At 62.1% G+C, this 22422-nt stretch carries 22 protein-coding genes; 13 read left to right on the top strand and 9 right to left on the bottom strand.

What is annotated here, in order from left to right; genetic code table 11:
* Positions 1-53 precede the first annotated feature (53 nt).
* The 3 genes from IE166_RS02490 to rsmA all read left to right on the top strand — a co-directional run bounded on the left by IE166_RS02490 (position 54) and on the right by rsmA (position 4285).
* Positions 54-2372 (top strand): LPS-assembly protein LptD, encoded by a 2319-nt coding sequence (locus IE166_RS02490; RefSeq protein WP_189503195.1) that lies wholly within the window; start codon positions 54-56, stop codon positions 2370-2372.
* Between the two features lie 134 nt (positions 2373-2506).
* Positions 2507-3433, top strand: coding sequence for a SurA N-terminal domain-containing protein (locus IE166_RS02485; protein WP_189501446.1), 927 nt, complete (start codon positions 2507-2509; stop codon positions 3431-3433).
* Positions 3434-3463: 30 nt separating this feature from the next.
* Positions 3464-4285 carry a 16S rRNA (adenine(1518)-N(6)/adenine(1519)-N(6))-dimethyltransferase RsmA gene (rsmA, locus tag IE166_RS02480; RefSeq protein ID WP_189501445.1) on the top strand — a complete coding sequence of 274 codons (822 nt, stop codon included), beginning with the start codon at positions 3464-3466 and terminating at the stop codon, positions 4283-4285.
* Positions 4286-4291: 6 nt separating this feature from the next.
* Here the strand turns inward: rsmA and gmk are convergent, their stop codons facing one another.
* The 7 genes from gmk to fabD all read right to left on the bottom strand — a co-directional run bounded on the left by gmk (position 4292) and on the right by fabD (position 10647).
* Positions 4292-4951 carry a guanylate kinase gene (gmk, locus tag IE166_RS02475; protein WP_244641299.1) on the bottom strand — a complete coding sequence of 220 codons (660 nt, stop codon included), beginning with the start codon at positions 4949-4951 and terminating at the stop codon, positions 4292-4294.
* 3 nt (positions 4952-4954) lie between these two features.
* Positions 4955-5827: a YicC/YloC family endoribonuclease gene (locus tag IE166_RS02470; RefSeq protein WP_189501444.1), complete on the bottom strand. Its 873-nt coding sequence runs from the start codon at positions 5825-5827 to the stop codon at positions 4955-4957.
* A 47-nt stretch (positions 5828-5874) separates the two neighbouring features.
* Positions 5875-7053 (bottom strand): endolytic transglycosylase MltG, encoded by a 1179-nt coding sequence (gene mltG / locus IE166_RS02465; RefSeq protein WP_189501443.1) that lies wholly within the window; start codon positions 7051-7053, stop codon positions 5875-5877.
* A 108-nt stretch (positions 7054-7161) separates the two neighbouring features.
* On the bottom strand, positions 7162-8421 hold the full coding sequence (gene fabF / locus IE166_RS02460) for a beta-ketoacyl-ACP synthase II (protein WP_189501442.1): 1260 nt from the start codon (positions 8419-8421) through the stop codon (positions 7162-7164).
* An 85-nt stretch (positions 8422-8506) separates the two neighbouring features.
* A complete protein-coding gene (locus IE166_RS02455; protein ID WP_189501441.1) occupies positions 8507-8743 on the bottom strand; it encodes an acyl carrier protein in 237 nt (78 codons plus the stop codon).
* 181 nt (positions 8744-8924) lie between these two features.
* Complete coding sequence (gene fabG, locus IE166_RS02450) at positions 8925-9662, bottom strand: 3-oxoacyl-[acyl-carrier-protein] reductase (protein WP_189501440.1); 738 nt, start codon at positions 9660-9662, stop codon at positions 8925-8927.
* A 43-nt stretch (positions 9663-9705) separates the two neighbouring features.
* Positions 9706-10647 (bottom strand): ACP S-malonyltransferase, encoded by a 942-nt coding sequence (gene fabD / locus IE166_RS02445; protein ID WP_189501439.1) that lies wholly within the window; start codon positions 10645-10647, stop codon positions 9706-9708.
* 376 nt (positions 10648-11023) lie between these two features.
* On the opposite strand from fabD, the gene rpsF reads away from it, so the two are divergent.
* The 9 genes from rpsF to purF all read left to right on the top strand — a co-directional run bounded on the left by rpsF (position 11024) and on the right by purF (position 20773).
* Entirely contained in the window at positions 11024-11521 is a 498-nt protein-coding gene (rpsF, locus tag IE166_RS02440; RefSeq protein ID WP_189501438.1) for a 30S ribosomal protein S6, read from the top strand.
* Positions 11521-11769 carry a 30S ribosomal protein S18 gene (rpsR, locus tag IE166_RS02435; protein ID WP_173190471.1) on the top strand — a complete coding sequence of 83 codons (249 nt, stop codon included), beginning with the start codon at positions 11521-11523 and terminating at the stop codon, positions 11767-11769. Before rpsF ends, rpsR begins: the two co-directional genes overlap by 1 nt.
* A 193-nt stretch (positions 11770-11962) precedes the next feature.
* A complete protein-coding gene (rplI, locus tag IE166_RS02430; RefSeq protein ID WP_189501437.1) occupies positions 11963-12553 on the top strand; it encodes a 50S ribosomal protein L9 in 591 nt (196 codons plus the stop codon).
* A 135-nt stretch (positions 12554-12688) separates the two neighbouring features.
* Positions 12689-13963 (top strand): SAM-dependent methyltransferase, encoded by a 1275-nt coding sequence (locus tag IE166_RS02425; RefSeq protein ID WP_189501436.1) that lies wholly within the window; start codon positions 12689-12691, stop codon positions 13961-13963.
* A gap of 486 nt (positions 13964-14449) precedes the next feature.
* Positions 14450-15940: a replicative DNA helicase gene (locus tag IE166_RS02420; RefSeq protein WP_189501435.1), complete on the top strand. Its 1491-nt coding sequence runs from the start codon at positions 14450-14452 to the stop codon at positions 15938-15940.
* Positions 15940-17097 carry an alanine racemase gene (alr, locus tag IE166_RS02415; RefSeq protein WP_244641298.1) on the top strand — a complete coding sequence of 386 codons (1158 nt, stop codon included), beginning with the start codon at positions 15940-15942 and terminating at the stop codon, positions 17095-17097. Before IE166_RS02420 ends, alr begins: the two co-directional genes overlap by 1 nt.
* A complete protein-coding gene (gene radA / locus IE166_RS02410; protein WP_189501434.1) occupies positions 17097-18497 on the top strand; it encodes a DNA repair protein RadA in 1401 nt (466 codons plus the stop codon). Before alr ends, radA begins: the two co-directional genes overlap by 1 nt.
* A gap of 48 nt (positions 18498-18545) precedes the next feature.
* Complete coding sequence (locus tag IE166_RS02405) at positions 18546-19196, top strand: CvpA family protein (RefSeq protein ID WP_189501433.1); 651 nt, start codon at positions 18546-18548, stop codon at positions 19194-19196.
* A gap of 71 nt (positions 19197-19267) precedes the next feature.
* Positions 19268-20773 carry an amidophosphoribosyltransferase gene (gene purF, locus IE166_RS02400; protein WP_189503192.1) on the top strand — a complete coding sequence of 502 codons (1506 nt, stop codon included), beginning with the start codon at positions 19268-19270 and terminating at the stop codon, positions 20771-20773.
* A 55-nt stretch (positions 20774-20828) separates the two neighbouring features.
* Here the strand turns inward: purF and sugE are convergent, their stop codons facing one another.
* Positions 20829-21146: a quaternary ammonium compound efflux SMR transporter SugE gene (sugE, locus tag IE166_RS02395; RefSeq protein ID WP_189501432.1), complete on the bottom strand. Its 318-nt coding sequence runs from the start codon at positions 21144-21146 to the stop codon at positions 20829-20831.
* Between the two features lie 191 nt (positions 21147-21337).
* Here sugE and IE166_RS02390 point away from each other — a divergent pair, with 191 nt between their 5' ends.
* Positions 21338-22099 carry an SDR family NAD(P)-dependent oxidoreductase gene (locus tag IE166_RS02390; RefSeq protein ID WP_189501431.1) on the top strand — a complete coding sequence of 254 codons (762 nt, stop codon included), beginning with the start codon at positions 21338-21340 and terminating at the stop codon, positions 22097-22099.
* Positions 22100-22121: 22 nt separating this feature from the next.
* On the opposite strand, the gene IE166_RS02385 is transcribed toward IE166_RS02390, so the two are convergent.
* Positions 22122-22346, bottom strand: coding sequence for a hypothetical protein (locus tag IE166_RS02385; RefSeq protein WP_189501430.1), 225 nt, complete (start codon positions 22344-22346; stop codon positions 22122-22124).
* Positions 22347-22422 lie beyond the last annotated feature (76 nt).

The raw sequence follows: 22422 nt of genomic DNA, 5'->3' as shown, positions 1-22422 counted from the left end.
TGTCTTCGGCGCGCCTGAAGCGCCTTCTCAGCGCCAGCGCGCTCGGCTGTATCATGGCCGTGACGCCGCTTGGGCTGGCTTCCGCGCAGACCGTGGAAGAAACTGCTGTGCGCAACCGGATTCCGGAAGGCGGGCAGATGCTGCTCGAAGCCGATACGCTGGTTTACGACAACGACAAGCAGACCGTCACGGCTGTCGGCGGCGTCCAGATCGACTACAACAACAATCGCGTCGTTGCGCAGCGTGTTGCCTACAACCGCGCGACCGGCCGTTTGGTTGCAAGCGGCAATGTGCAAGCGATCGATCAGAGCGGCAACGTCATTTATTCCGACCGCATCGACGTCACGGATGATTTCCGCGACGGTTTTGTGAATGCGCTGCGCATCGAAACGCCGGATAAGACCTACTTTGCCGCCGAGAGTGCCGAGCGTCGCGACGGCGTGGTGACGACCTTCAATCAAGGCGTTTACACCGCGTGCGAGCCCTGCGAGGACAAGCCGGAGAAGCCTCCGATCTGGCGCGTGAAGGCGCAGAAGATCATCTGGAACGGCCAAACCAAGGTGGTGCGGTTCGAACGCGCCCGCTTCGAAATGTTCGGCTTCCCTATCGCCTATCTGCCGGCCTTCGAAGTGGCGGATCCGACAGTCAAGCAGAAGAGCGGCTTCCTGTTCCCGACCTTCGGCTACAAGGACGAACTCGGCTTCAGCGCAGCCGTGCCCTACTACGTGGCGCTGAACCCGAGCTATGACCTGACGATCACGCCACGCGGTTATACGCGTCAGGGCTTCATGGGCGAGGCTGAGTTCCGGCGCAGATTCGATAATGGCGGCTTCAATCTGCGCGTTGCCGGCATCAACCAGGCCGATCCCGACGCGTTCGACGCCAATACCGTGGATGCAGACGAGGAGTTCCGCGGTGCGGTGACCTCCAGCGGTGCCTTCAGCATCAACCCACGCTGGACGTTCGGCTGGGACATTCTCGCCCAGACAGACAAGAACTTCGCCTACACCTACGGGCTTGATCGCTATGCAAGCTACGTTCATCGCTCGGAAGTTTATCTTACCGGCCTGAACGATCGGAACTACTTCGACTTGCGGGCGATGAAGTTCCAGGTTCAGGAAGAGGTGCTGAACAGCGATCCGAACTCCGTGTCGCAGAAGCAGCCTTGGGTTCTGCCGAGCTTCGATTATTCCATCACCCCGGATGAACCCATCGCCGGCGGCGAGTTGTCGGTCGACGTCAATGTGCAGGGTATTTCGCGCGACCGCCTGGCGATCGACGATTATCCGGACTTCGCCGGGATCGTGCCTAATGTCATCGACGGGCAGAACATTCGCGGCATCGACGGCAATACCGGCCGCGCAACAGCCCAGGCGGAATGGCGCCGCACGCTGATCACACCCGGCGGTCTAGCCCTGACGCCTTTGCTGCAGGTTCGCGGCGACGGCATCTATACGAGCTATGAGGACAACACGATTGCCGCCATCGAAGCGCAGTCGGCGGCATCCGACATTCGCGACCAGTATTGGCGCGGCATGGCGACAGCCGGGCTCGAAGCTCGCTATCCCGTGCTGTTTACAACCGCCAACTCCTCGCATGTCATCGAACCGATGGCGCAGCTGCTCATCAGACCAGACGAGCGCTATGCCGGAACGCTCGGCATCCCGAACGAGGATGCGCAGAGCCTTGTTTTCGACGCGACCTCCTTGTTCGAGACCGACAAGTTCTCGGGCTATGACCGCGTCGAAGGTGGCACGCGTGCCAATCTCGGCATCCGCTATTCCGGCACCTTTTCCAATGGCTGGACCACCAATGCGATCATCGGTCAGTCCTACCATCTGGCCGGTTTGAACTCCTATTCCACGGCGGATCTGGTGAGCGCCGGCGCCTATTCCGGCCTGGAAAGCGATCGCTCGGATTACGTCGCGCAGTTCGGTGTCGGCAGCCCGCTCGGCTTCTCAGGCGCGGTCGGCGGACGGTTTGACGAAGACACGCTGGAAATGCGTCGCGGCGAAGTCAAGCTCGGCTACACCACCGCGCCTTTGACCGTGACCGGCCAGTATGCCTTTATCCAGAAGCAGCCGCTTTACGGGTTCTCGGAAGATCGCCATGAAGTGACCGTCGGTGCCCGCGCCAAGGTGGCCGAGAACTGGTCGGTGTTCGGATCGGCAATCTACGACTTCCAGTCCGAAGTCGTCGTGCGTGACTCGATCGGCTTTGCGTATGACGACGAGTGCTTCACCTTTGCGCTGGCTTTGAATGAGAGCCGCGAGATCGACGATCCCGATGACGTGGAGCGCGGCGTCGGCTTCAACCTGACCTTCCGCACGATCGGCGATTTCGGCAAGGTCAATCGCGGCGGATTGAACTAGCGTCTTTGTTCGGGCGGTTGCGGACACCGCCCGATCAAGGTTAAGACAAGGCCGAACGCCAGACATCGTTTCGCCGCAGTGAACCGGCACGAGCGCCGGTAACAAGCGCGATCCAGACCCACGAGGCCCTCTTCATGACGACTTTCATCAAGAAGCTAGCCGCTCCTCTTTTTGCGGTTGCCCTCCTTTCGGCAGCTGCCCCCCTCGTTTTGCCTGTGCCGGCACAGGCGAGCGAGGTAAAGTACATCGTCAACAAGCAGGCGATCACGAGTTACGACATCGACCGCCGCGCGGCCTTCCTGAAGCTGCAGAAGCGCAGCCCTAGTGAGGCCGGCAGCGACATGGTGGATCAGGTGCTGCGCAGCCAGGAAATCGCGCGCATCAAGGTCAACGTAACGGATGCGCAGCTGGATGATTCCTACAAGCGCTTCGCCGAATCGAACAAGCTGACGCCGGCGCAGATGGACGAGATCCTAAACAAGGCCGGTGTCACCAAGGCGCATTTCCGCGAATATATGCGGGTTCAGATGGGCTGGGGTCAGGTTTTGGGCATGCGCGCGCGCTCCGAAGGGCGCATGAGCGAACAGGATGTCGTGCAGCGCATGATGAAGGAAGGCCGCAAGCCTTCTGCCACCGAATATCTCCTGCAGCAGGTGATCTTCGTGGTGCCGGCTGCCGAGCGCGGCTCGATGCTGGGCAAGCGTAAGCGCGAGGCTGATGCGATGCGCGCCCGCTTCAATGGCTGTGACAGCACGCGCAGCTTCGCCAAGGGCCTGATCGACGTGACCGTGCGCGATCTCGGCCGCGTGCTTGAGCCAGAGCTGCCGTCGGAATGGTCGGACCAGATCAAGTCGACCAAGGCTGGAGGCGCCACGGGCGTCAAGGAAACGGCCCGCGGCGTCGAGTTCATCGGCGTTTGTTCGCAGCGTGAAGTGTCGAACGACCGCGTTGCCCGCATGGTGTTCGGCGCCGAAGACGCAAGCAAGAATGAAGGCGGCGAAGCGCTGAGCAAGAAGTACACGGAAGAGCTTCACAAGCGCGGGCAGATCGTCAAGCGCTAAGCCTCTGCGCTGCCGCTTGACCACACGCTGATGGAAGACCTTCCCCCGCTCCGAGCGGTTGTCGAGCGCCACGGGCTCTTTGCCAAAAAGGCGCTCGGCCAGAACTTTCTGTTTGACCTCAATCTGACGGGCAAGATCGCGCGGGTCGCTGGGCCGCTCGATGGCGTCACCGTCATCGAAGTTGGTCCCGGCCCTGGTGGTTTGACGCGTGCGCTGCTGTCGCAGGGCGCCGAGGTGATCGCCATTGAACGAGATGAGCGCTGCCTTGCCATTCTCGACGAGATTTCGGCGCATTATCCCGGCCGGCTCACCGTGATTCCCGGCGATGCGATGGCGACCGACTTCGCCGCGCTTGCTGGCAGTCGGACGCGCGTGCGCATCATCGCGAACCTGCCCTACAATATCGGGACGGAACTGCTGATCCGCTGGCTGACGGTGGAGCCGTGGCCGCCCTTCTACGAGAGCATGGCGCTGATGTTCCAGCGCGAGGTAGCGGCACGCATCGTGGCGCGTCCAGGCGACAGCGCGTTTGGCCGACTAGCCGTGATGGCGGGCTGGCGCACGGAAGCGCGCATTGCCTTCGACGTGCCCGCGCAGGCCTTTACGCCGCCGCCGAAGGTGACCTCGTCCGTTGTGCACCTCGTGCCGCGCCCTTCCCCCTTGCCGGTGAACCTGCGTATGCTTGAGCGCGTCACGCAGGCCGCGTTCGGCCAGCGCCGCAAGATGCTGCGGCAGAGCCTGAAGGTTCTGGGCGGCGAAGCGCTGTTGCAACGCGCCGAGATCGATCCGACGCGCCGCGCGGAAACGCTGGAAATCGAAGAGTTCGTGCGACTGGCGAACGCCGTCGCCTGAGCGCACTTACGGCTTTGTGGCCTTTTCGGAAAGCAGACCCGCGACGAAATCATACATGCCGGGCCGGCGATCACGACGGAGCCGCTCGGCCGCGACGATCGCGCGAACCTCGCCAAAGGCGCGGTCGAGGTCGTCATTGACCACCACGTAGTCGTACTCGCGCCACCGTTCGATCTCGATCCGCGCATTAGTCAGACGGGTTTCGATGATGTCGTCCGGGTCCTCCGCACGGCGTTTCAATCGCGTGCGCAGTTCAGCCATCGATGGCGGCAGGATGAAGATCGATACGAGATCCGTGTTCATCTTCTCGCGAAGCTGCTGTGCGCCCTGCCAATCGATGTCGAACAGCATGTCGCGTCCCTCCGACATGGCCTTTTCGACCGCATCGCGTGGTGTCGCATAGTAATTGCCGTGGACTTCTGCCCATTCCAGCAGCTGATCGTCGTCGCGCAGGCTTTCGAACTCGCGGCGCGAGATGAAGCGATAATGGACGCCATCGATCTCACTGCCACGGCGCTGCCGGGTTGTAACGCTGACGGACAGCTCGAATTCATGCTGTTCCAGAAGTGTGCGCGCGATGGTCGACTTGCCGGCGCCTGATGGCGACGACAGAACCAGCATCACGCCGCGGCGGCGGATGGTCTTTGACGGTTGGTCCGTCCGCATGATCTACTCCAGGTTTTGAACCTGCTCGCGGAACTGGTCGACCACGACCTTCAGTTCCAGGCCGATGGCCGTCACAGACGCGGCGTTCGACTTCGAGCAAAGCGTATTCGATTCGCGGTTAAATTCCTGCGCCAGGAAATCGAGCTTGCGGCCCACCGGTCCGCCGGCGGCAAGCAGCTGCCTGGCTGCCGCGACATGGGTCGTCAGCCGGTCGACCTCTTCGCGAATGTCGGCCTTGGTGGCAAGCAGCGCCGCTTCCATGTTGAGGCGGGCTTCATCGAGCGCAGCGTTGCTGTCCAGCAGGAGCCGAACCTGTTCGGCAAGACGGGCGCGTATGACGGCAGGGTCGCGCGACGGGTCGGCCTGGACGCGCTGCGTCAGTGCTTCGATGTGGTCGATATGGCTGGACAGGATGTCGAACAGCGCCTCGCCTTCGCTGCGGCGCGCCTGTTCCATCGCATCGAGCGCTTCGGTCAAGGCGGCAAGGATCGCGGCGTCGAGCGCTGAGCGCGCATCTTCGCTCTCTGCGGCGTCCGACACTTCCAGTACGCCGCGCAGCGCCAGCAGCTGAGCCGAGGTGGCGGGGGCAGCGCCGAACTGGTCTTCGATGCGCTTGGCGAGGCCTGCAAGATCGCGCAGGAAGGCTTCGTTGACGACCGGTGGGGCTTGCAGGGTCTGGCGCGAAATCGTTAGCTGTCCCTGAATGTTGCCGCGCGCGAACCGGCGCTGCAGGGCTTGGCGGGCCGGTTGTTCAAGGCGTTCGAAGCCAGGCGTCAGGCGCAGACGTGCTTCCAGCGTCTTGCCATTGACGGATTTCAGCTCCCAGGCAATCGCCGTGCCGGCTTGTGTCGCGGATGCGCGCGCGAAGCCGGTCATGCTCTGCAGGCCGGTGGACGAAGCTCGACCTGGGCGTCTGTCCGAGGTCATTCGACCGGCAGGGTTTCTTCCGCTTCCGCAGCGGACTGACCGGCGGTCTGCGCCTGCTGGCGGCGGATGGTGCGCCAGCGCGCGACGTTCTCGTTATGCTCGGCGAGCGTTTCGGCAAAGACGTGACCGCCCGTGCCGTCCGCAACGAAATACAGTTCCTTCGTACGCGACGGGTTCGCCACCGCTTCCAGCGACGCACGGCCGGGGATCGCGATGGGCGTCGGCGGCAGGCCGTCTATGCGGTAGGTGTTGTAGGGCGTGGTCTTGTCGATGTCTGAGCGGTAGATCGCGCGATCCGCCGGCTTGCCTGCCCCGCCAAACAGGCCATAGACGATGGTCGGATCGGATTGCAGGCGCATATTCTTGCGCAAGCGATTGATGAACACGCCGGCGATGCGCGGGCGCTCATCAGAGACCGCCGTTTCCTTCTCCACGATGGAAGCGAGCGTAACGAACTCTTCGACCGTCTTGATCGGCAAGTCGGACTGGCGGCGCGCCCAGATCGTTTCCACCAGCTCCTTCTGACGATCCACCAGCTTGTCGACCAACGCCTTGCGCTGCATGCCGCGGGTAAAGCGTTCGGTTTCGGCAAGCAGGCCACCTTCCGGCGGCATGTCGGTCGGCATGTCGCCACTCAACGCATCGTTCTCGGCAATGCGCGCGAACGCCTGCTGCACGGTGAGGCCTTCGGGGATAGTGAGCGACGCCAGCACGGACTTGCCGCTTTGCAAGAGTTCCATGATGTCGCGCATGGAAGCGCCCGCCTTGACCTCGTATTCGCCGGCCTTGAGCTGGTTATCCGCGCCGTTGACGCGCAGGCCTATACGGAAAACGCGGGCGTCGCTGATGACGCCGGCACGCTCCAGCGTGTCGGCGATCGTCGCGCTGCTGGAATTAGGGCGGATCATAACGAGTTCGGTGTGCTGGGCAGGTCCCGGCCCTTCGAACATTGACTTGCCGAACCAAGCCACGACGAGACCGCCGACCGCGGCCAGAACCAGGCAGGCGACGATGAAGTTCAGGAACACCACGAACTGGCTGCGCGAACCCTTGGATCGGCGCGGGGGCGGCAGGCCGCGCTCGGGACGCAGCGCGTCATTGGCCGATTTCGGCACGATTGGTCGGCTTGGCTGAGACCCGGCGGCAGGCGGCTGATCGTAGGGATCCATGCTCATCGTGTCGCAACGTGCTCCTTGGCAGAATCGGCCCAATCTACCGCCGAATATGGCGGAAATCGCAGCTCATGCTTCTTGGCCTGCGAGGAACGGGGCAGATGCCCCGCGTCAGGCGTAACGCTGCATCACGAGGGATGCGTTGGTGCCGCCGAAGCCGAACGAGTTCGACAAGGCCACGTCGATCTGCCGTTCGCGCGGCTTGTGCGGCACGAGATCCACGGCCGTCTCGACGGAGGGATTGTCGAGGTTGAGCGTGGGCGGAGCGACGTTGTCGCGCATGGCAAGGATCGAGAAAATCGCCTCGACCGAGCCAGCCGCGCCCAGAAGGTGTCCGATTGCCGACTTGGTGGACGACATCGAAATCTTCGAGGCAGCATTGCCCACCAGACGCTCGACGGCGCCGAGCTCGATCGTGTCGGCCATGGTCGAGGTGCCATGGGCGTTGATGTAGTCGATGTCGGCTGCTGCAAGGTTGGCACGCTTGAGAGCCGCGCTCATGCAACGGAATGCGCCATCGCCGGTCTCGGAAGGAGCCGTGATGTGGTAGGCGTCGCCGGTCAAACCATAGCCGACAACCTCGGCGTATATCTTGGCGCCGCGCGCCTTTGCGTGTTCCAGCTCTTCCAGAACCACAACGCCGGCGCCCTCGCCCATGACGAAGCCATCGCGGTCACGGTCGTAAGGACGCGACGCCTTTTCCGGCGTGTCATTGAAGCCGGTGGACAATGCACGAGTTGCCGAGAAGCCAGCGATCGACAGGCGAATGACCGGCGATTCGGCGCCGCCTGCCACCATCACGTCGGCATCGCTGAACTGGATGAGCCGCGACGCGTCGCCGATCGCGTGCGCGCCGGTCGAGCAGGCCGTGACGACCGCGTGGTTCGGGCCCTTCAATCCGTGACGGATCGAAACCTGGCCGGAAACGAGATTGATGATGTTGCCTGGAATGAAGAATGGGCTGACGCGGCGCGGGCCCTTTTCATGCAGGATCAGGGCGTTTTCGGCGATACCACCAAGGCCGCCAATGCCCGAGCCGATCATCACGCCGGTTGCGCAACGATCATCCTCGCTCTGCGGATGCCAGCCGGCATCGTTCAGCGCTTCGTCAGCAGCCGCGATACCATAGAGAATGAAATCGGAAATCTTGCGGAGCTCTTTGGGCTCCAGATAGGCCTCGGGATTAAAGGTCCCGTTTGTGCCATCGCCACGCGGAATAACGCCGGCGATCTTGCAAGCCAGATCGTCGGTCTGGAAGTGATCAATTGTCTTGATCGCGCTCTTGGACGCGAGAATGGACTTCCAGCTATGCTCGACACCCGAGCCGAAGGGAGTCACGAGGCCCATGCCTGTGACGACGACGCGCCTCATGACCGTCCTCCTGGAGAAATCGAAACGATGGAGTTTCGACCTTAGTTGAACCGAGCGGCGCTAGGCGCGCCGCTCGTAGAAACGATCAGGCCTGAGCCTTTTCGATGAACTTCACGGCGTCGCCAACCGTGAGGATCGTCTCGGCGGCATCGTCCGGGATCTCGACGCCGAATTCTTCTTCGAACGCCATCACGAGCTCGACGGTGTCGAGCGAGTCAGCGCCCAGGTCGTCGATGAAGCTAGCCTGCTCCGTAACCTTATCGGCTTCGACACCGAGATGCTCGACGACGATCTTCTTAACGCGCTCTGCGGTATCGCTCATGACAGGGCCCTTGGGTTTCCTTCGTTGAGTGCTCTGGTTAGCGGCACGTTTGCCGCTAATCAAGCTGAAAAAACATAGTCTTCACCGGGTTTACAACAGCTTCCGCAGTGTTTTCACCGCGAGAGATGCCATCCACAAACCATTTTACGAGAACGACAACATCAAGCTGTCGTTCCACGCGTCAGATCATAGCCATGCCGCCGTTTACATGCAAAGTCTGGCCGGTGACATAGCTGGCTTCGTTAGCGGCGAGATAAATCACCGCTGCCGCAATCTCGGCGCCCGTGCCCATGCGCTTGGACGGAATAGCTGAGAGAATCGCGTCCTTCTGCTTGTCGTTGAGCTTGCCGGTCATGGCCGATTCGATGAAGCCGGGCGCCACGCAGTTGACCGTAATGTAGCGGGTCGCGACTTCCTGCGCCAACGACTTGGTAAAGCCGATCATGCCGGCCTTGGACGCGCAGTAGTTGGCCTGACCGGGATTGCCGGTGACGCCGACCACGGACGTGATGTTGATGATGCGGCCAAAGCGGCGGCGCATCATGGGGTGGGTGAGTTCGCGCGTCAGGCGAAACACGGAGGTCAGGTTCACTTCAAGAACACTGTCCCAATCCGCATCGGACATGCGCACAAACAGGCCATCCTTGGTGATGCCGGCATTGTTGACGAGGATGTCGACGCCTTCCAGCTCGACTTCCGCCTTCTGGCCCAACGCCTTGACCGCATCGCGGTCGCTCAGATCGGCCGGGAACAGCTTTACGCGCTCGCCGAGTTCGTTGCCGAGGGTTTCAAGCTTTTCCTGACGCGTGCCATGAAGGCCGACGGTTGCACCCTGCGCATGAAGCGCACGGGCAATTTCCTCGCCGATACCACCGGTCGCGCCGGTCACCAGAGCCTTGCGGCCGGTCAAGTCGAACATGAATATCTCCTTCGAACGCATAAGCCCTTAGCAGGACGGCGTCTTACTTCAAAGCAGCCAGCGCGGCCTCGACCTCGGCAGCCGTGCCGACATTGGCCGTTGCCAGCGACTTGTCGATGCGGCGAGCCAGGCCCGACAGAACCTTGCCCGAGCCGATCTCATAAAGCGTGGTCACGCCGTTCGCCGCAAACCACTCGATCGTTTCGCGCCAGCGCACGCGGCCGGTGACCTGCTCCACGAGGCGTGCTGCGATTTCATCGGGGTCACTCACAGGCGAAACGACGACGTTGGCGACAACCGGAACCTTCGGCGCGTTCTTCTGCACCTTGGCCAGTGCCTCGCGCATTGCATCGGCAGCGGGCGCCATAAGAGAAGAGTGGAACGGCGCGGAAACCTGCAGCATGAGTGCGCGCTTGGCGCCCTTTTCCGTGCAGATGCGCGCTGCCTGTTCCACCGCAGGCTTGGCGCCGGAAATCACCAGCTGGCCGCCGCCATTGTCGTTGGCGATCTGACAGGCCGAGCCCTGGCCTGCCTCAGCGCAAGCCGCTTCAACCACATCCTGTTCCAGACCGATGATCGCAGCCATCGCCCCCTCGCCCACCGGTACGGCCGCCTGCATGGCATTGCCGCGAATGCGAAGCAGGCGCGCAGTGTCGGCGATCGAGAACGTGCCGGCGGCAGCGAGCGCGGAATATTCGCCGAGCGAATGGCCGGCGACATAAGCAATCTTGGAAGCGAGATCGAACCCTTGGGCTTCAAGTGCCCGAATCGCGGCAAGCGAAACGGCCATGAGCGCCGGCTGGGCGTTTGCGGTCAGCGTCAGCTGATCCTCAGGACCATCCCACATCAACTGCGACAGCTTCTCGCCGAGCGCGTCATCGACTTCCTGAAACACGGCGCGCGCTTCCGGAAAGGCGTCGGCGAGATCCTTGCCCATGCCGACGACTTGACTGCCCTGACCGGGGAATGTGAATGCGATGCTCATCGGGTTGTCCTTCCGGGGTCATCCTCTGGTTGGCGGCGCGTGTGGCGCAAGCGCAACGGCGCTGTCAAGACTTGGAGCCCGGATCGCAAAAGGCGACCGATTCGAAAAGATGCCGGTGCTCTTGCCTGCCGCGGCTTGCTTTTACCCGAGCGCCCTGTATAAGCGCGCCATTCTGCCGGTCTCAGCTGGGGGCTGAACGGAGGGCCGTGTTTTGGCAAAAGCCAGGACCTGTCGTGGAGCCGAAGGGTCTCCTGCCTCCCGTGTCTCCTCTCTCGACCGTCTCGACATCGCGCCTTTCCCTGCCACCTCATGTGGCTCGAAATGTCGCAGAGGCTTTGCCGTTGGGACCGGAAGATCAAACGAAGAAAGGCGAACAATGGCTCTTTACGAACATGTGTTCCTTTCCCGTCAGGACCTGTCCCAGCAGCAGGTCGATGCGCTTGTCGAACAGTACAAGGGCGTCGTCGAAGGCTTGGGCGGCTCGTTTGGCCGGATTGAGAACTGGGGACTGAAGTCCCTCACCTACCGGATGAACAAGAACCGGAAGGCCTACTTCACGCTGATCGACATCACCGCGCCTGCCGCGGCGATTGCCGAGCTCGAGCGTCAGCAGGGCCTGTCGGAAGACATCCTTCGCTTCATGACCATCAAGGTCGAGAAGCACGAAGAAGGCGCATCGGCCATGATGCAGAAGCGCGACGACCGCGAGCGCGGCGACCGCTTCGGCGATCGTGGTGACCGCGGCGGCCGTGGCGGCTTCGGCGATCGCGATCGTGGTGATCGCGGCGGCGATCGTGGTCCGCGCAGCTTCGGCGGCGACCGTGACGGCGCTCCGCGTCGTCCTCGTGAAGCTCAGGCAGAGGGCGCTGAATAATGGTCGACATCAATCAGATCCCGACGCGCCGGCCCTTCCATCGCCGTCGCAAGACCTGCCCGTTCTCGGGCGCCAACGCACCGCGCATCGACTACAAGGACGTGCGCCTGCTGCAGCGTTACATTTCCGAGCGTGGCAAGATCGTGCCGTCGCGCATCACGGCTGTCAGCCAGAAGAAGCAGCGCGAACTCGCCAAGGCGATCAAGCGCGCCCGCTTCTTGGGCCTCCTGCCCTACGTCGTGAAGTAAGTGTTTCGGGCGGCATTCGTGCCGCCCGTTTCTCCTTCCGATCGGCGGATGGAGAGTAAGTAAAATCCGAGTTGGGCTCAGGCCCTAACTGCCGCATGGCAGGACAGCGTCACTGGTGGTTCAAACCATCCTGTCCTTCTTTCGCGGCTCAACGCCATCTTCGCCGTTTCGGCGACATCGAAGGACCAGATCCATGCAAGTTATTCTTCTCGAGCGCATCGCGCGCCTCGGCCAGATGGGCGACACCGTCAAGGTCAAGGACGGCTTTGCCCGCAACTTCCTGCTGCCGCAGAACAAGGCGCTGCGCGCCAACGAATCCAACAAGAAGAAGTTCGAAGGCCAGCGCGCGCAGCTCGAAGCCCGCAACCTCGAGCGCAAGTCCGAAGCGCAGCAGATCGCCGACCAGCTCGACGGCAAGACGTTCATCGTCGTGCGTTCGGCCGGTGAAACCGGTCAGCTCTACGGTTCGGTTTCGACCCGTGACATCGGCGACATCCTGACCGCCGAGGGCTTCTCGGTTTCGCGCAACCAGGTCGAACTCAACCACCCGATCAAGATGATCGGCCTGTCGAATGTTGCCATCGCGCTGCATCCGGAGGTCGAAGTCACGGTTACGCTGAACATCGCCCGTTCGAGCGAAGAAGCCGAGCGCCAGGCACGCGGCGAAACGCTGACGACCGCTGAAGCGATCTATGGCGACGACATCAACGAGAACGCCCGTCCCGACAACTTCTTCGATCCGAACGAGGACGGAGAAGACGAAGACAACGGCGAAGAAGCTTAAGCCTTCTCATTGTTTGGACCAAAGCCCGGGATTGTTGTCCCGGGCTTTTTTTATGTCTTGTGGCGCAATGTCACAGGGATCATTCTGGCTATTCTTCGAGTTCGAGCACCCGGCAACGGCACTTGGGTTTCAAGAATGAACAGACTTCTGCGCAGTGTTATCGAACGCGTGGTCAAAATCGGTGATCTCGCCATCACCGACCCGTCCGGCATCATTCACCACTTCGGGGACAGAACCGGTGATCCGGTTCATGTCTGGATCAAGACCAAGCAGGCCGAGCGTGCTATCGCGCTCGATCCCACCCTGCATGTTGGCGAAGCCTTCATGAACGAGGAAGTGGACTTTTTGCGCGGCGACATGCTGGCGCTGCTTCGGCTGGTCTACAACAATTCCGCCTGGAGCAACTCGCAGTCCGGCCGGTCGCTCGATGCGTTCCGCAACCTGTTCAAGCGCTTTCAGCAGCTGAATACCGAGAAGCGTTCACGCGAGAACGTCCATCGCCATTACGACCTTTCAGGCGAGCTCTACAAACTCTTCCTCGACGAGGACATGCAGTATTCCTGCGCCTATTTCGAGCGTCCGGACATGACGCTGGAAGAAGCGCAGGCGGCGAAGAAGCGGCATATCGCGGCCAAGCTCGACCTGAAGCCAGGGCAGACCGTGCTCGACATCGGTTCGGGCTGGGGCGGGATGGGGCTCTATCTTGCGCGCGACTTCGGCGTGGATGTGCTGGGCGTGACCCTGTCCACCGAACAGCATGCTGTTTCAACCGAGCGCGTGCAAAGCGAAGGCCTGGAGAACCATGTGCATTTCGAGCTGCGCGATTATCGCAGCCTGTCCGAGCGTTTCGACCGGATCGTTTCGGTCGGCATGTTCGAGCATGTCGGCGTGAATCATTTCAAGACCTTCTTCGACACTGCTGCAACGCTGCTGAAGCCCGATGGCGTGATGGTCCTGCATTCAATCGGCCGCAACGCGCCGCCGCTCGCCACGAACGCCTTCATCCGCAAATATATCTTTCCTGGCGGCTACGTTCCCTCGCTGTCGGAAGTGCTGCCGCATATCGAGCGCGCCGGCTTGATGGTGACCGACATCGAAATCCTGCGCCATCATTACGCCGACACGCTGAAGGTCTGGCGCGAGCGCTTCCTCCTCAACCGAGAGAGGGCGAAAGCGATCTATGACGAGCGCTTCTGCCGCATGTGGGAGTTCTACCTGTCAGGGTCCGAAGCCGCCTTCCGCTGGCAGGACATGATGGTGTTCCAGATCCAGATCACCAAGCGTAACGACGTGCTGCCGGTAACGCGCGACTACATCTACGAACGCGACCACGCGGCGCCCTTGCCGCTCCTGCCGGAAAGCATCAGCCCGCGAAGGCAGCGGACCCGAAAGCGGGCGGGCCAGAAGTAGGCGCGGCAGCTTAGCGGCACTTTGACGTTTTCAGAGATCGCCACTATAATATGGAGGTGGGAGGCAGGTTGCTGCCTACCTCCCGTTGTGCTTAGAGAAGTATACGGACCCGGAGTACGACATGCCAGCCGCTCCGGGTCCTCTTCATCTCAAAGCTGACGTTTAGTGGTATAAACCACATCATCGTCACCTCCATCCGAAGGCAAGGCTGTTGCCGCAGCCGAGGAAGCCCATCTTCCCCGGTGCGCCGGCTGGCTGGCGCTGCTGCTTCTGCCTTCGAAAACGAAACGCGTGGTTCCGAACCACGCCAACCAATTCCTGTTTTGTTCTTGTTCTCGACTCAGTTATGGCTGACGGGGTGCAACGGTCAATGTCTTTATGGCCGGCTGTTCACATGCTGTGGATCATGGGTGGAAGCGCAAGGTCATGCGTATCTGGCTGACGCGTTCTGATACCTAGACCGACATAAGCAGGGGCACGAGGCAAATGGCGGAAGCGCTTAGGAAAGTACCGGTCAATGACGCGGCGCCGCTTTATCGCGAAGCACCGCACAATATCGAAGCCGAGCAGGCGCTGCTGGGCGCGATCCTGATCAACAACGATGCCTTTTACCGGGTTTCCGATTTCCTTAAGGCCGCGCATTTCGGCGAGCCTTTGCACCGCAAGATCTGGGAAATCTGTGCGGAAATGATCCGCATGGGGAAGATGGCGACGCCGGTCACCATCAAGACGTTCCTGCCGGGTGACGCCAAGGTCGGCGACATGACCGTGTCGCTTTACCTCGCCAAGCTTGCGGCGGAAGCGGTGACCGTCATCAACGCCTCCGATTACGGCCGGGCGATCTATGATCTGGCGACCCGCCGCGCTTTGATCACCATCGGCGAGGACATGGTGAACATCGCCTATGACGCGCCTGTCGACATGGCGCCGCAGGAGCAGATCGAGGACGCCGAACGGCGTTTGTTCGAGCTGGCGGAAACGGGTCGCTATGACGGTGGCTTCGAGTCCTTCTCGGATGCGATGAAGACGGCCGTCGACATGGCCAGCGCTGCTTACCAGCGCGATGGCGGTCTGTCAGGCATCGCCTGCGGCATCCGCGATCTCGACAACCGCATGGGCGGCTTGCAGCGCTCCGACTTGATCGTGGTTGCGGGACGTCCTGGCATGGGTAAGACCTCGCTTGCCACCAACATCGCCTTCAACATCGCTTCCGTTTATGAGGCGGCGCAGCAGGCCGATGGCACGCTCGAAGCCAAGAACGGCGGCGTGGTCGCCTTCTTCTCGCTGGAAATGTCGGCCGAACAGCTGGCGACGCGTATCATTTCCGAGCAGACGGAGGTGCCGTCTTCGAAGATCCGCCGTGGCGATCTCACGGAATCGGACTTCGACAAGCTCGTCGCTTATTCGCAGATGAACCAGAAGCTGCCGCTTTACATCGACTCGACCGGTGGCATCTCGATCGCCCAGCTGGCCGCGCGTGCCCGGCGCTTGAAGCGACAGCGCGGGCTGGACATGATGGTGATCGACTACATCCAGCTCATGCAGGGTTCGGGCAAATCCTCGTCGAACCGCGTGCAGGAAATCACCGAAATCACGACCGGCCTCAAGGCGCTGGCCAAGGAGCTGAACGTGCCGATCATGGCGTTGTCGCAGCTGTCTCGTCAGGTTGAAAGCCGCGACGACAAGCGTCCGCAGCTGTCGGATCTGCGTGAATCGGGTTCGATCGAGCAGGACGCCGACGTGGTGATCTTCGTGTATCGCGAGGAGTATTACCTCAAGAACAAGGAGCCGAAGCCCGGCACCGACGACTACATCAAATGGGAGGGCGAGATGAATGACGCCCGCGGCAAGGCCGAAATCATCATCGGCAAGCAGCGCCATGGTCCCACGGGCACGGTCCAGGTCGCGTTCCAGGGCGAATTCACGCGCTTCTCGGACCTGGCCGAAGAAAGCCATCTGCCGGAGCGGTACGAATAGTGACAAGCACAAAGCGGGACGCGGGCAACGGCGTCGATCCCCGGATCGCGGGCGGCGAGCTGATCATCGACCTCGACGCCCTCAAGGCCAATTACCGCGCTTTGGCGCAGGCGTCCCATCCCGCCAGGACCGCGGGTGTCGTGAAGGCCAACGCCTATGGCCTTGGCAGCGACGTGGTGGTTCCGGCCTTGTTGTCGGAAGGCTGCCGCGACTTCTTCGTGGCGATGCCGGAAGAAGGCTTGATCGTACGGCAATACGCTGATGACGCCCGGATCTTCGTTCTGGCTGGGCTCGTCAGCGAAGACGTCGCTCGACTTTACGCTGCATTGGATCTGACCCCCGTCCTCAACTCGCTTGAGGACGTTGCCATATGGTCGGATTTTTGCGCGACGATCGGCGAACAGCGTCCATGTGCGCTGCACGTCGATACGGGCATGACACGGCTGGGTCTGACCGTTCCCGAAGCCCTCGCCTTGGCTGAGAACGAAAGCCGTCGCGGCGCGTTGAACATCGTGCTCGTGATGAGCCATCTGGCTTGTGCGGATGAGCCGGAGCATCCGCTGAACCAGCGCCAGCTCGAGTCCTTTCAACGGGTTCGCGACGCTTTTCCGCATATTGATTCAAGCCTGGCTAGTTCGGCCGGCATCTTTCTGGGTGATGACTTCCATCAGTCGCTGACGCGTCCGGGCATCGCGCTTTACATCGGTCTGCCGGACGCCGCTTCGCAGAAGCCGGTGGTGACGTTGAAGGCGCGCGTCGTTCAGGTTCGGGCGGCGTCGGCAGGTGAAGGCGTGAGCTATGGCTCGGCCGTGCTCGTTCGCGACAGCATTTTGGCCGTCGCGTCGGTCGGCTATGCCGACGGCTATCTGCGGGCGGGCTCCGGTGCCGGCGTCCCCTTGCGCGGTGTGGAAGCGGCGGGTGGCGGGGGCTTTCTGCATGGGCGGCATGTGCCGGTGGTCGGCCGTGTTACGATGGATCTCACGATCTTCGATGTGACGGACGTTGGCGTCGACCGCGTGCAGGTCGGCGACCAGATCGAACTGATCGGAGAGAACATTCCAATCGAGCGCGTTGCCAAGGCGGCCGGCACGATCCCCTACGAGATCCTCACCTCTCTAGGCTCACGCTACCATCGCCGCATCATTGGAGCCGCTTGATGGCAAAGGCGCGCTCGCAATTTGTTTGCCAGAACTGCGGCACGGTTCACTCCCGTTGGGCCGGCAAATGCGACGGCTGCGGTGAATGGAACACGCTGGTCGAGGAAGGCACTGCCGGCGGCATCGGCAGCGGCCCGTCTTCTATGCGCTCGGCGCGCAAGGGTCGTGCCGTCACCCTAACCTCGCTCGATGGTGAGATCGAAGATGCGCCGCGCATCATTTCAGGCATAGGCGAGTTGGATCGTGCGACCGGCGGCGGCTTCGTGCGTGGCTCTGCGCTCCTTGTCGGCGGCGATCCTGGCATCGGCAAGTCGACCCTGCTGACCCAAGCCGCAGCCGCATTGGCCTCCAAAGGGCACCGCATCGTTTACGTGTCGGGCGAAGAAGCTGTTGCGCAGATCCGGCTGCGCGCCCAGCGCCTCGGCGTCGCATCCACGCCGGTCGAATTGGCCGCCGAAACCAATGTCGAGGACATTCTGGCGACGATCGCGGACGGCAAGCGGCCCGACCTCGTCATTCTCGACTCGATCCAGACGCTGTGGACCGACACGGCCGACTCTGCGCCGGGCACGGTCACGCAAGTGCGCTCCTCTGCGCAAGCGATGATTCGCTACGCAAAATCCACGGGCGCTGCGATCGTGCTGGTCGGCCACGTCACCAAGGAAGGGCAGATCGCCGGGCCGCGCGTGGTTGAGCACATGGTGGATGGCGTGCTGTATTTCGAAGGCGAAGGCGGCCACCATTATCGCATTCTGCGCACGGTGAAAAACCGCTTCGGGCCTACCGACGAGATCGGCGTGTTCGAGATGTCGGACAAGGGTTTGCGTGAGGTCGCCAATCCGTCCGAGCTTTTCTTAGGCGAGCGCAGCATCAAGTCGCCGGGTGCGGCGGTGTTCGCCGGTATGGAAGGCACGCGGCCGGTGCTGGTGGAAATCCAGGCGCTGGTTGCCCCTTCGCCGCTCGGCACGCCGCGCCGCGCCGTTGTCGGCTGGGATTCATCGCGGCTATCCATGGTTCTGGCAGTGCTGGAAACCCATTGCGGCGTGCGCTTTGCGCAGCATGACGTGTATCTCAACGTCGCCGGCGGCTACCGCATCACCGAGCCCGCGGCCGATTTGGCCGTCGCTGCCGCCCTCGTCTCATCCCTGACCGGCCTTGCTCTGCCTGCCGATTGCGTTTATTTCGGCGAAATTAGCCTTTCGGGTGCGATCAGGCCCGTGGCGCATGCGTCGCAGCGGATGAAAGAAGCAGAAAAGCTCGGTTTTCGACAAGCAGCGATGCCGGTCGTTGGTGACGATGCCGCCGGCGCGTTCTCCGCCCGATCTTTTCAGCCTTCCGTTCTTGCCGATCTCGTCGCACGCATCGCGGCAACGAAGCGTGGAAGCACTGATGGCGACTAACAGCCCGCGTTGGGCGGAAACTGTTTCGACGGCGACTTAAGGGGAACCATGCCGATCACATTGCTCGACGGAATCCTCATCGGGTTCACCCTCGTATCCGCCTTGCTCGCCATGGTGCGCGGTTTCTCGCGCGAAATCCTGTCGATCGCATCCTGGATCGCGGCGGCTGCAGCGGCCTACTTCTTCTATCCCGTCGCCCTGCCCTATCTCACGCCTTACATCGACAATGAGAAGCTCGCGCTGGCCGCTTCGGCAGCCGTGATCTTCGTGCTCGCCCTGATCCTGGTGACGGTGATCACGATGAAGATCGCCGACTTCATTATCGACAGCCGCGTTGGAGCGCTGGATCGCACGCTCGGCTTCCTGTACGGCGCGGCGCGCGGCATCCTTGTCGTCGCCGTGGCCCTGCTGTTCTTCAACTGGCTCGTTGGCGCCAATCCGCCGGCTTGGGTGACATTCGCGAAGTCGCGTCCGATGCTGGAAAACATCGGTGCGCGGATCGAAGCGCTGCTGCCGTCCGATCCCGACAATTCGATCTTCGATCGCATTCGCGGCCAGGAAGAAGAAGCGACGCCGGCGCCTGAGACGCCTGCGGAGCCTTCGGCGAGCGACACGGCGCCGGGCCTTGATGCAGCGCCTGGCCCTGACTCTACGCCGGAAGGTGAGCCGGCTCAAAATAACGGCGTCACGAACAACTGAGTGGCGAAGCGCGCAGACTTTCATTATATGCGCGCTTTAAGCCAGCGAGCGCGAGCTGAAGGGCCTTCATGATGCATGGTGCGGACCTTTCCTCGGACGATCACCGTTCCGAGGTCGATGATGTTTTCGGCGACGAGTTGCATGAGGAATGCGGCGTCTTCGGCATCCTCGGCCACCCCGACGCGGCCACTCTGACGGCGCTTGGCCTTCACGCCCTGCAGCATCGCGGGCAGGAAGCGGCCGGCATCGTGTCCTTCGACGGTTTGCGCTTCCATTCCGAGCGCCGCATGGGCCTGGTCGGCGATCATTATACCGATCCGGTCACGCTGGCGAAGCTGCCCGGCACGATCGCAATGGGCCATGTGCGCTATTCCACCACCGGCGAAGTGGCCCTGCGCAACGTGCAGCCGCTGTTTGCCGAGCTGGAAGTCGGCGGCATTGCAATTGCGCATAATGGCAACTTCACCAACGGTCTGACGCTGCGGCGCCAGTTGATTGCCGGCGGCGCCATCTGCCAGTCCACGTCGGACACCGAAGTGGTTCTGCACCTGATCGCCCGCTCGCGCTATTCCTCCACGGCCGACCGCTTCATCGATGCGATCCGCCAGATGGAAGGCGGCTATTCGATGGTAGCGATTACCCGGACCAAGCTGATTGCCGCGCGCGACCCCACCGGCATTCGGCCGCTGGTGATGGGCGAACTCGACGGCAAGCCGATCTTTGCTTCCGAGACCTGCGCACTCGACATCATTGGGGCGAAGTTCGTCCGCGATGTCGAGAATGGCGAAGTCATCATCTGCGAGATCCAGCCGGATGGCTCGATTTCGATCGATGCGCGCAAGGCTGGCAACGGGCAGCCGGAGCGGCTGTGCCTGTTCGAGTATGTCTATTTCGCCCGGCCGGATTCGGTCGTGGGCGGACGCAGCGTTTATGTTGCGCGCAAGAACATGGGCATCAACCTCGCGCGGGAAGCACCGGTTGAGGCCGATGTCGTCGTGCCGGTGCCCGATGGCGGCACGCCGGCAGCCCTCGGCTATGCGCAGGAAAGCGGTATTCCGTTTGAATACGGCATCATCCGCAATCACTATGTCGGCCGCACCTTTATCGAGCCGACGCAGCAGATCCGAGCATTTGGCGTAAAGCTGAAGCATTCGGCCAATCGCGCGATGATCGAGGGCAAGCGCGTCGTCTTGGTCGATGATTCGATCGTGCGTGGCACGACTTCGCTGAAGATTGTGCAGATGATCCGCGATGCCGGCGCGCGCGAAGTGCATCTGCGCGTCGCCAGCCCGATGATCTATTATCCGGATTATTACGGCATCGACACGCCGGATCGCGAGAAGCTGCTGGCCAACCAGTATGACAGCCTGGAAGCGATGTGCCGCTATATCGGCGCCGACTCGCTTGAGTTCCTGTCGATCGATGGGCTTTATCGTGCAGTCGGCGGCATGCCGCGCAACAATGCGCGGCCGCAGTTCACCGACCACTATTTCACCGGCGATTATCCGACTCGCCTCCTCGACAAGGATGGCGAGACCATGGGCAACAAGTTGTCGCTTTTGGCCAGCAACGGTTGAGCCGCCCTTAGGCAGGTGCAGCAAAAGGCCGGATCAAACCGGCCTTTTTCTTTGCTCAATGGGTGACGAGCTTCAGCCCGACAATACCCGCAACGATCAGGCCGATACAAACGAGCCGCATCGCTTGCGCCGGCTCGCCGAACAGCGCCATGCCGAGAATGGCAGTGCCGACTGTGCCAACGCCGGTCCAGATTGCGTAGGCCGTGCCGAGCGGCAGGGTGCGTAAGGCGATGCCCAGCAAGCCAAGGCTGATGACCATGGAAACAACCGTCAGACCCGTCGGCACCATGCGGGTGAAACCTTCGGTGAATTTGAGGCCAACGGCCCAGCCGACTTCAAACAGGCCGGCAATGATGAGAATGATCCAGGCCATCGCCCGATCTCCTATGAGAGGCGATGAGGTCGTCCCCATCCATGTCTGTGATAAGCCGGGTCGTCCCGGCCGCTCTTACCTAGGCGACCTGGCTGCACGCGACAAGGTGGCTGAGCGGGCGGGGTTCCGTGAGCGCCGAAATCCCGCTATCAGCGCTCAGTTTTCAACAATCGGGAGCTGGATACAGGCCCATGAGCACTGCCCCTGATCTGACCGGACAGGTCGCGCTGGTAACCGGCGCTTCGCGCGGCATCGGCTATCATCTCGCCAAGCAGTTGGCGGCAGCCGGTGCGCATGTCATCGCGGTGGCACGCACCGTCGGCGGCCTCGAAGAGTTGGACGACGACATCCGCCAAGAACGCGCGCGGACCGGCAAGGGTGAAGCCACCCTCGTGCCGCTCGATCTGGGCGACATGGCTGGCATCGACCGCCTGGGTGGCGCGATCTTCGAGCGTTGGAAGAAGCTGGACATCCTGATCGCCAATGCCGGCGTTCTCGGCGTCATTGCACCGCTCGGCCACGTCGAAGCGAAAGTGTTCGAGCAGGTCATGACGCTCAACGTCAACGCGACCTGGCGATTGATCCGCTCGGTGGATCCGCTGCTGCGCCAGTCGGAAGCTGGCCGCGCGCTGCTGCTATCCTCAGGGGCTGCTGCCAACCCGCGCGCCTTCTGGGGTCCTTATGCGGCGTCGAAGGCTGCGGTTGAGGCGCTGGCGCGCAGCTGGGCTGACGAAACCAAGAACATGGCACTGCGCGTCAACGCCGTTGATCCCGGCGCGACGCGTACTGCCATGCGCGCTCAGGCCGTTCCTGGCGAAGACCCGTCCACCCTGCCGACCGCCAGCGAAGTCGCGGCGCGCATCGTGGCGATCACCGGACCGGACCGGACCGAGACCGGTCAGCTGTTCCACGTTCGCGACAACCGCTTCAAGACGTTCCGCCTGCCGGAGTGACGGATAGCGGATGGCAGGCGCTTCAAAGGCGCGGCGCCTGCTCGATGATGCCCGGCGATAGGCTGGGCTTTTCCATACCATCAGTGAGACCGAGATCGCGCGCCAGATGAGGCGTGAGGTCTTCGCGGCGGAGATGGGGCGGTCTGGAAGCGGTTCTTCCGCGCTTCATCATTGCCAAAGCTGCCGCGATAGCGCGCGCCAGCAGCGAAACTTCAACTGTACCTAGGACAACACCGTCGCTTCTCATGATCTTTCTCCCAATCTGCATCTTGCAGAAAGGTGATCGTTCGGCGCTTATTGATCCAATCGAACCTCGATCAGGA

Source organism: Tianweitania populi, assembly GCF_014652875.1.
GTDB classification, from domain to species: domain Bacteria; phylum Pseudomonadota; class Alphaproteobacteria; order Rhizobiales; family Rhizobiaceae; genus Tianweitania; species Tianweitania populi.
This window is presented reverse-complemented; position numbering and strand designations above follow the sequence as displayed.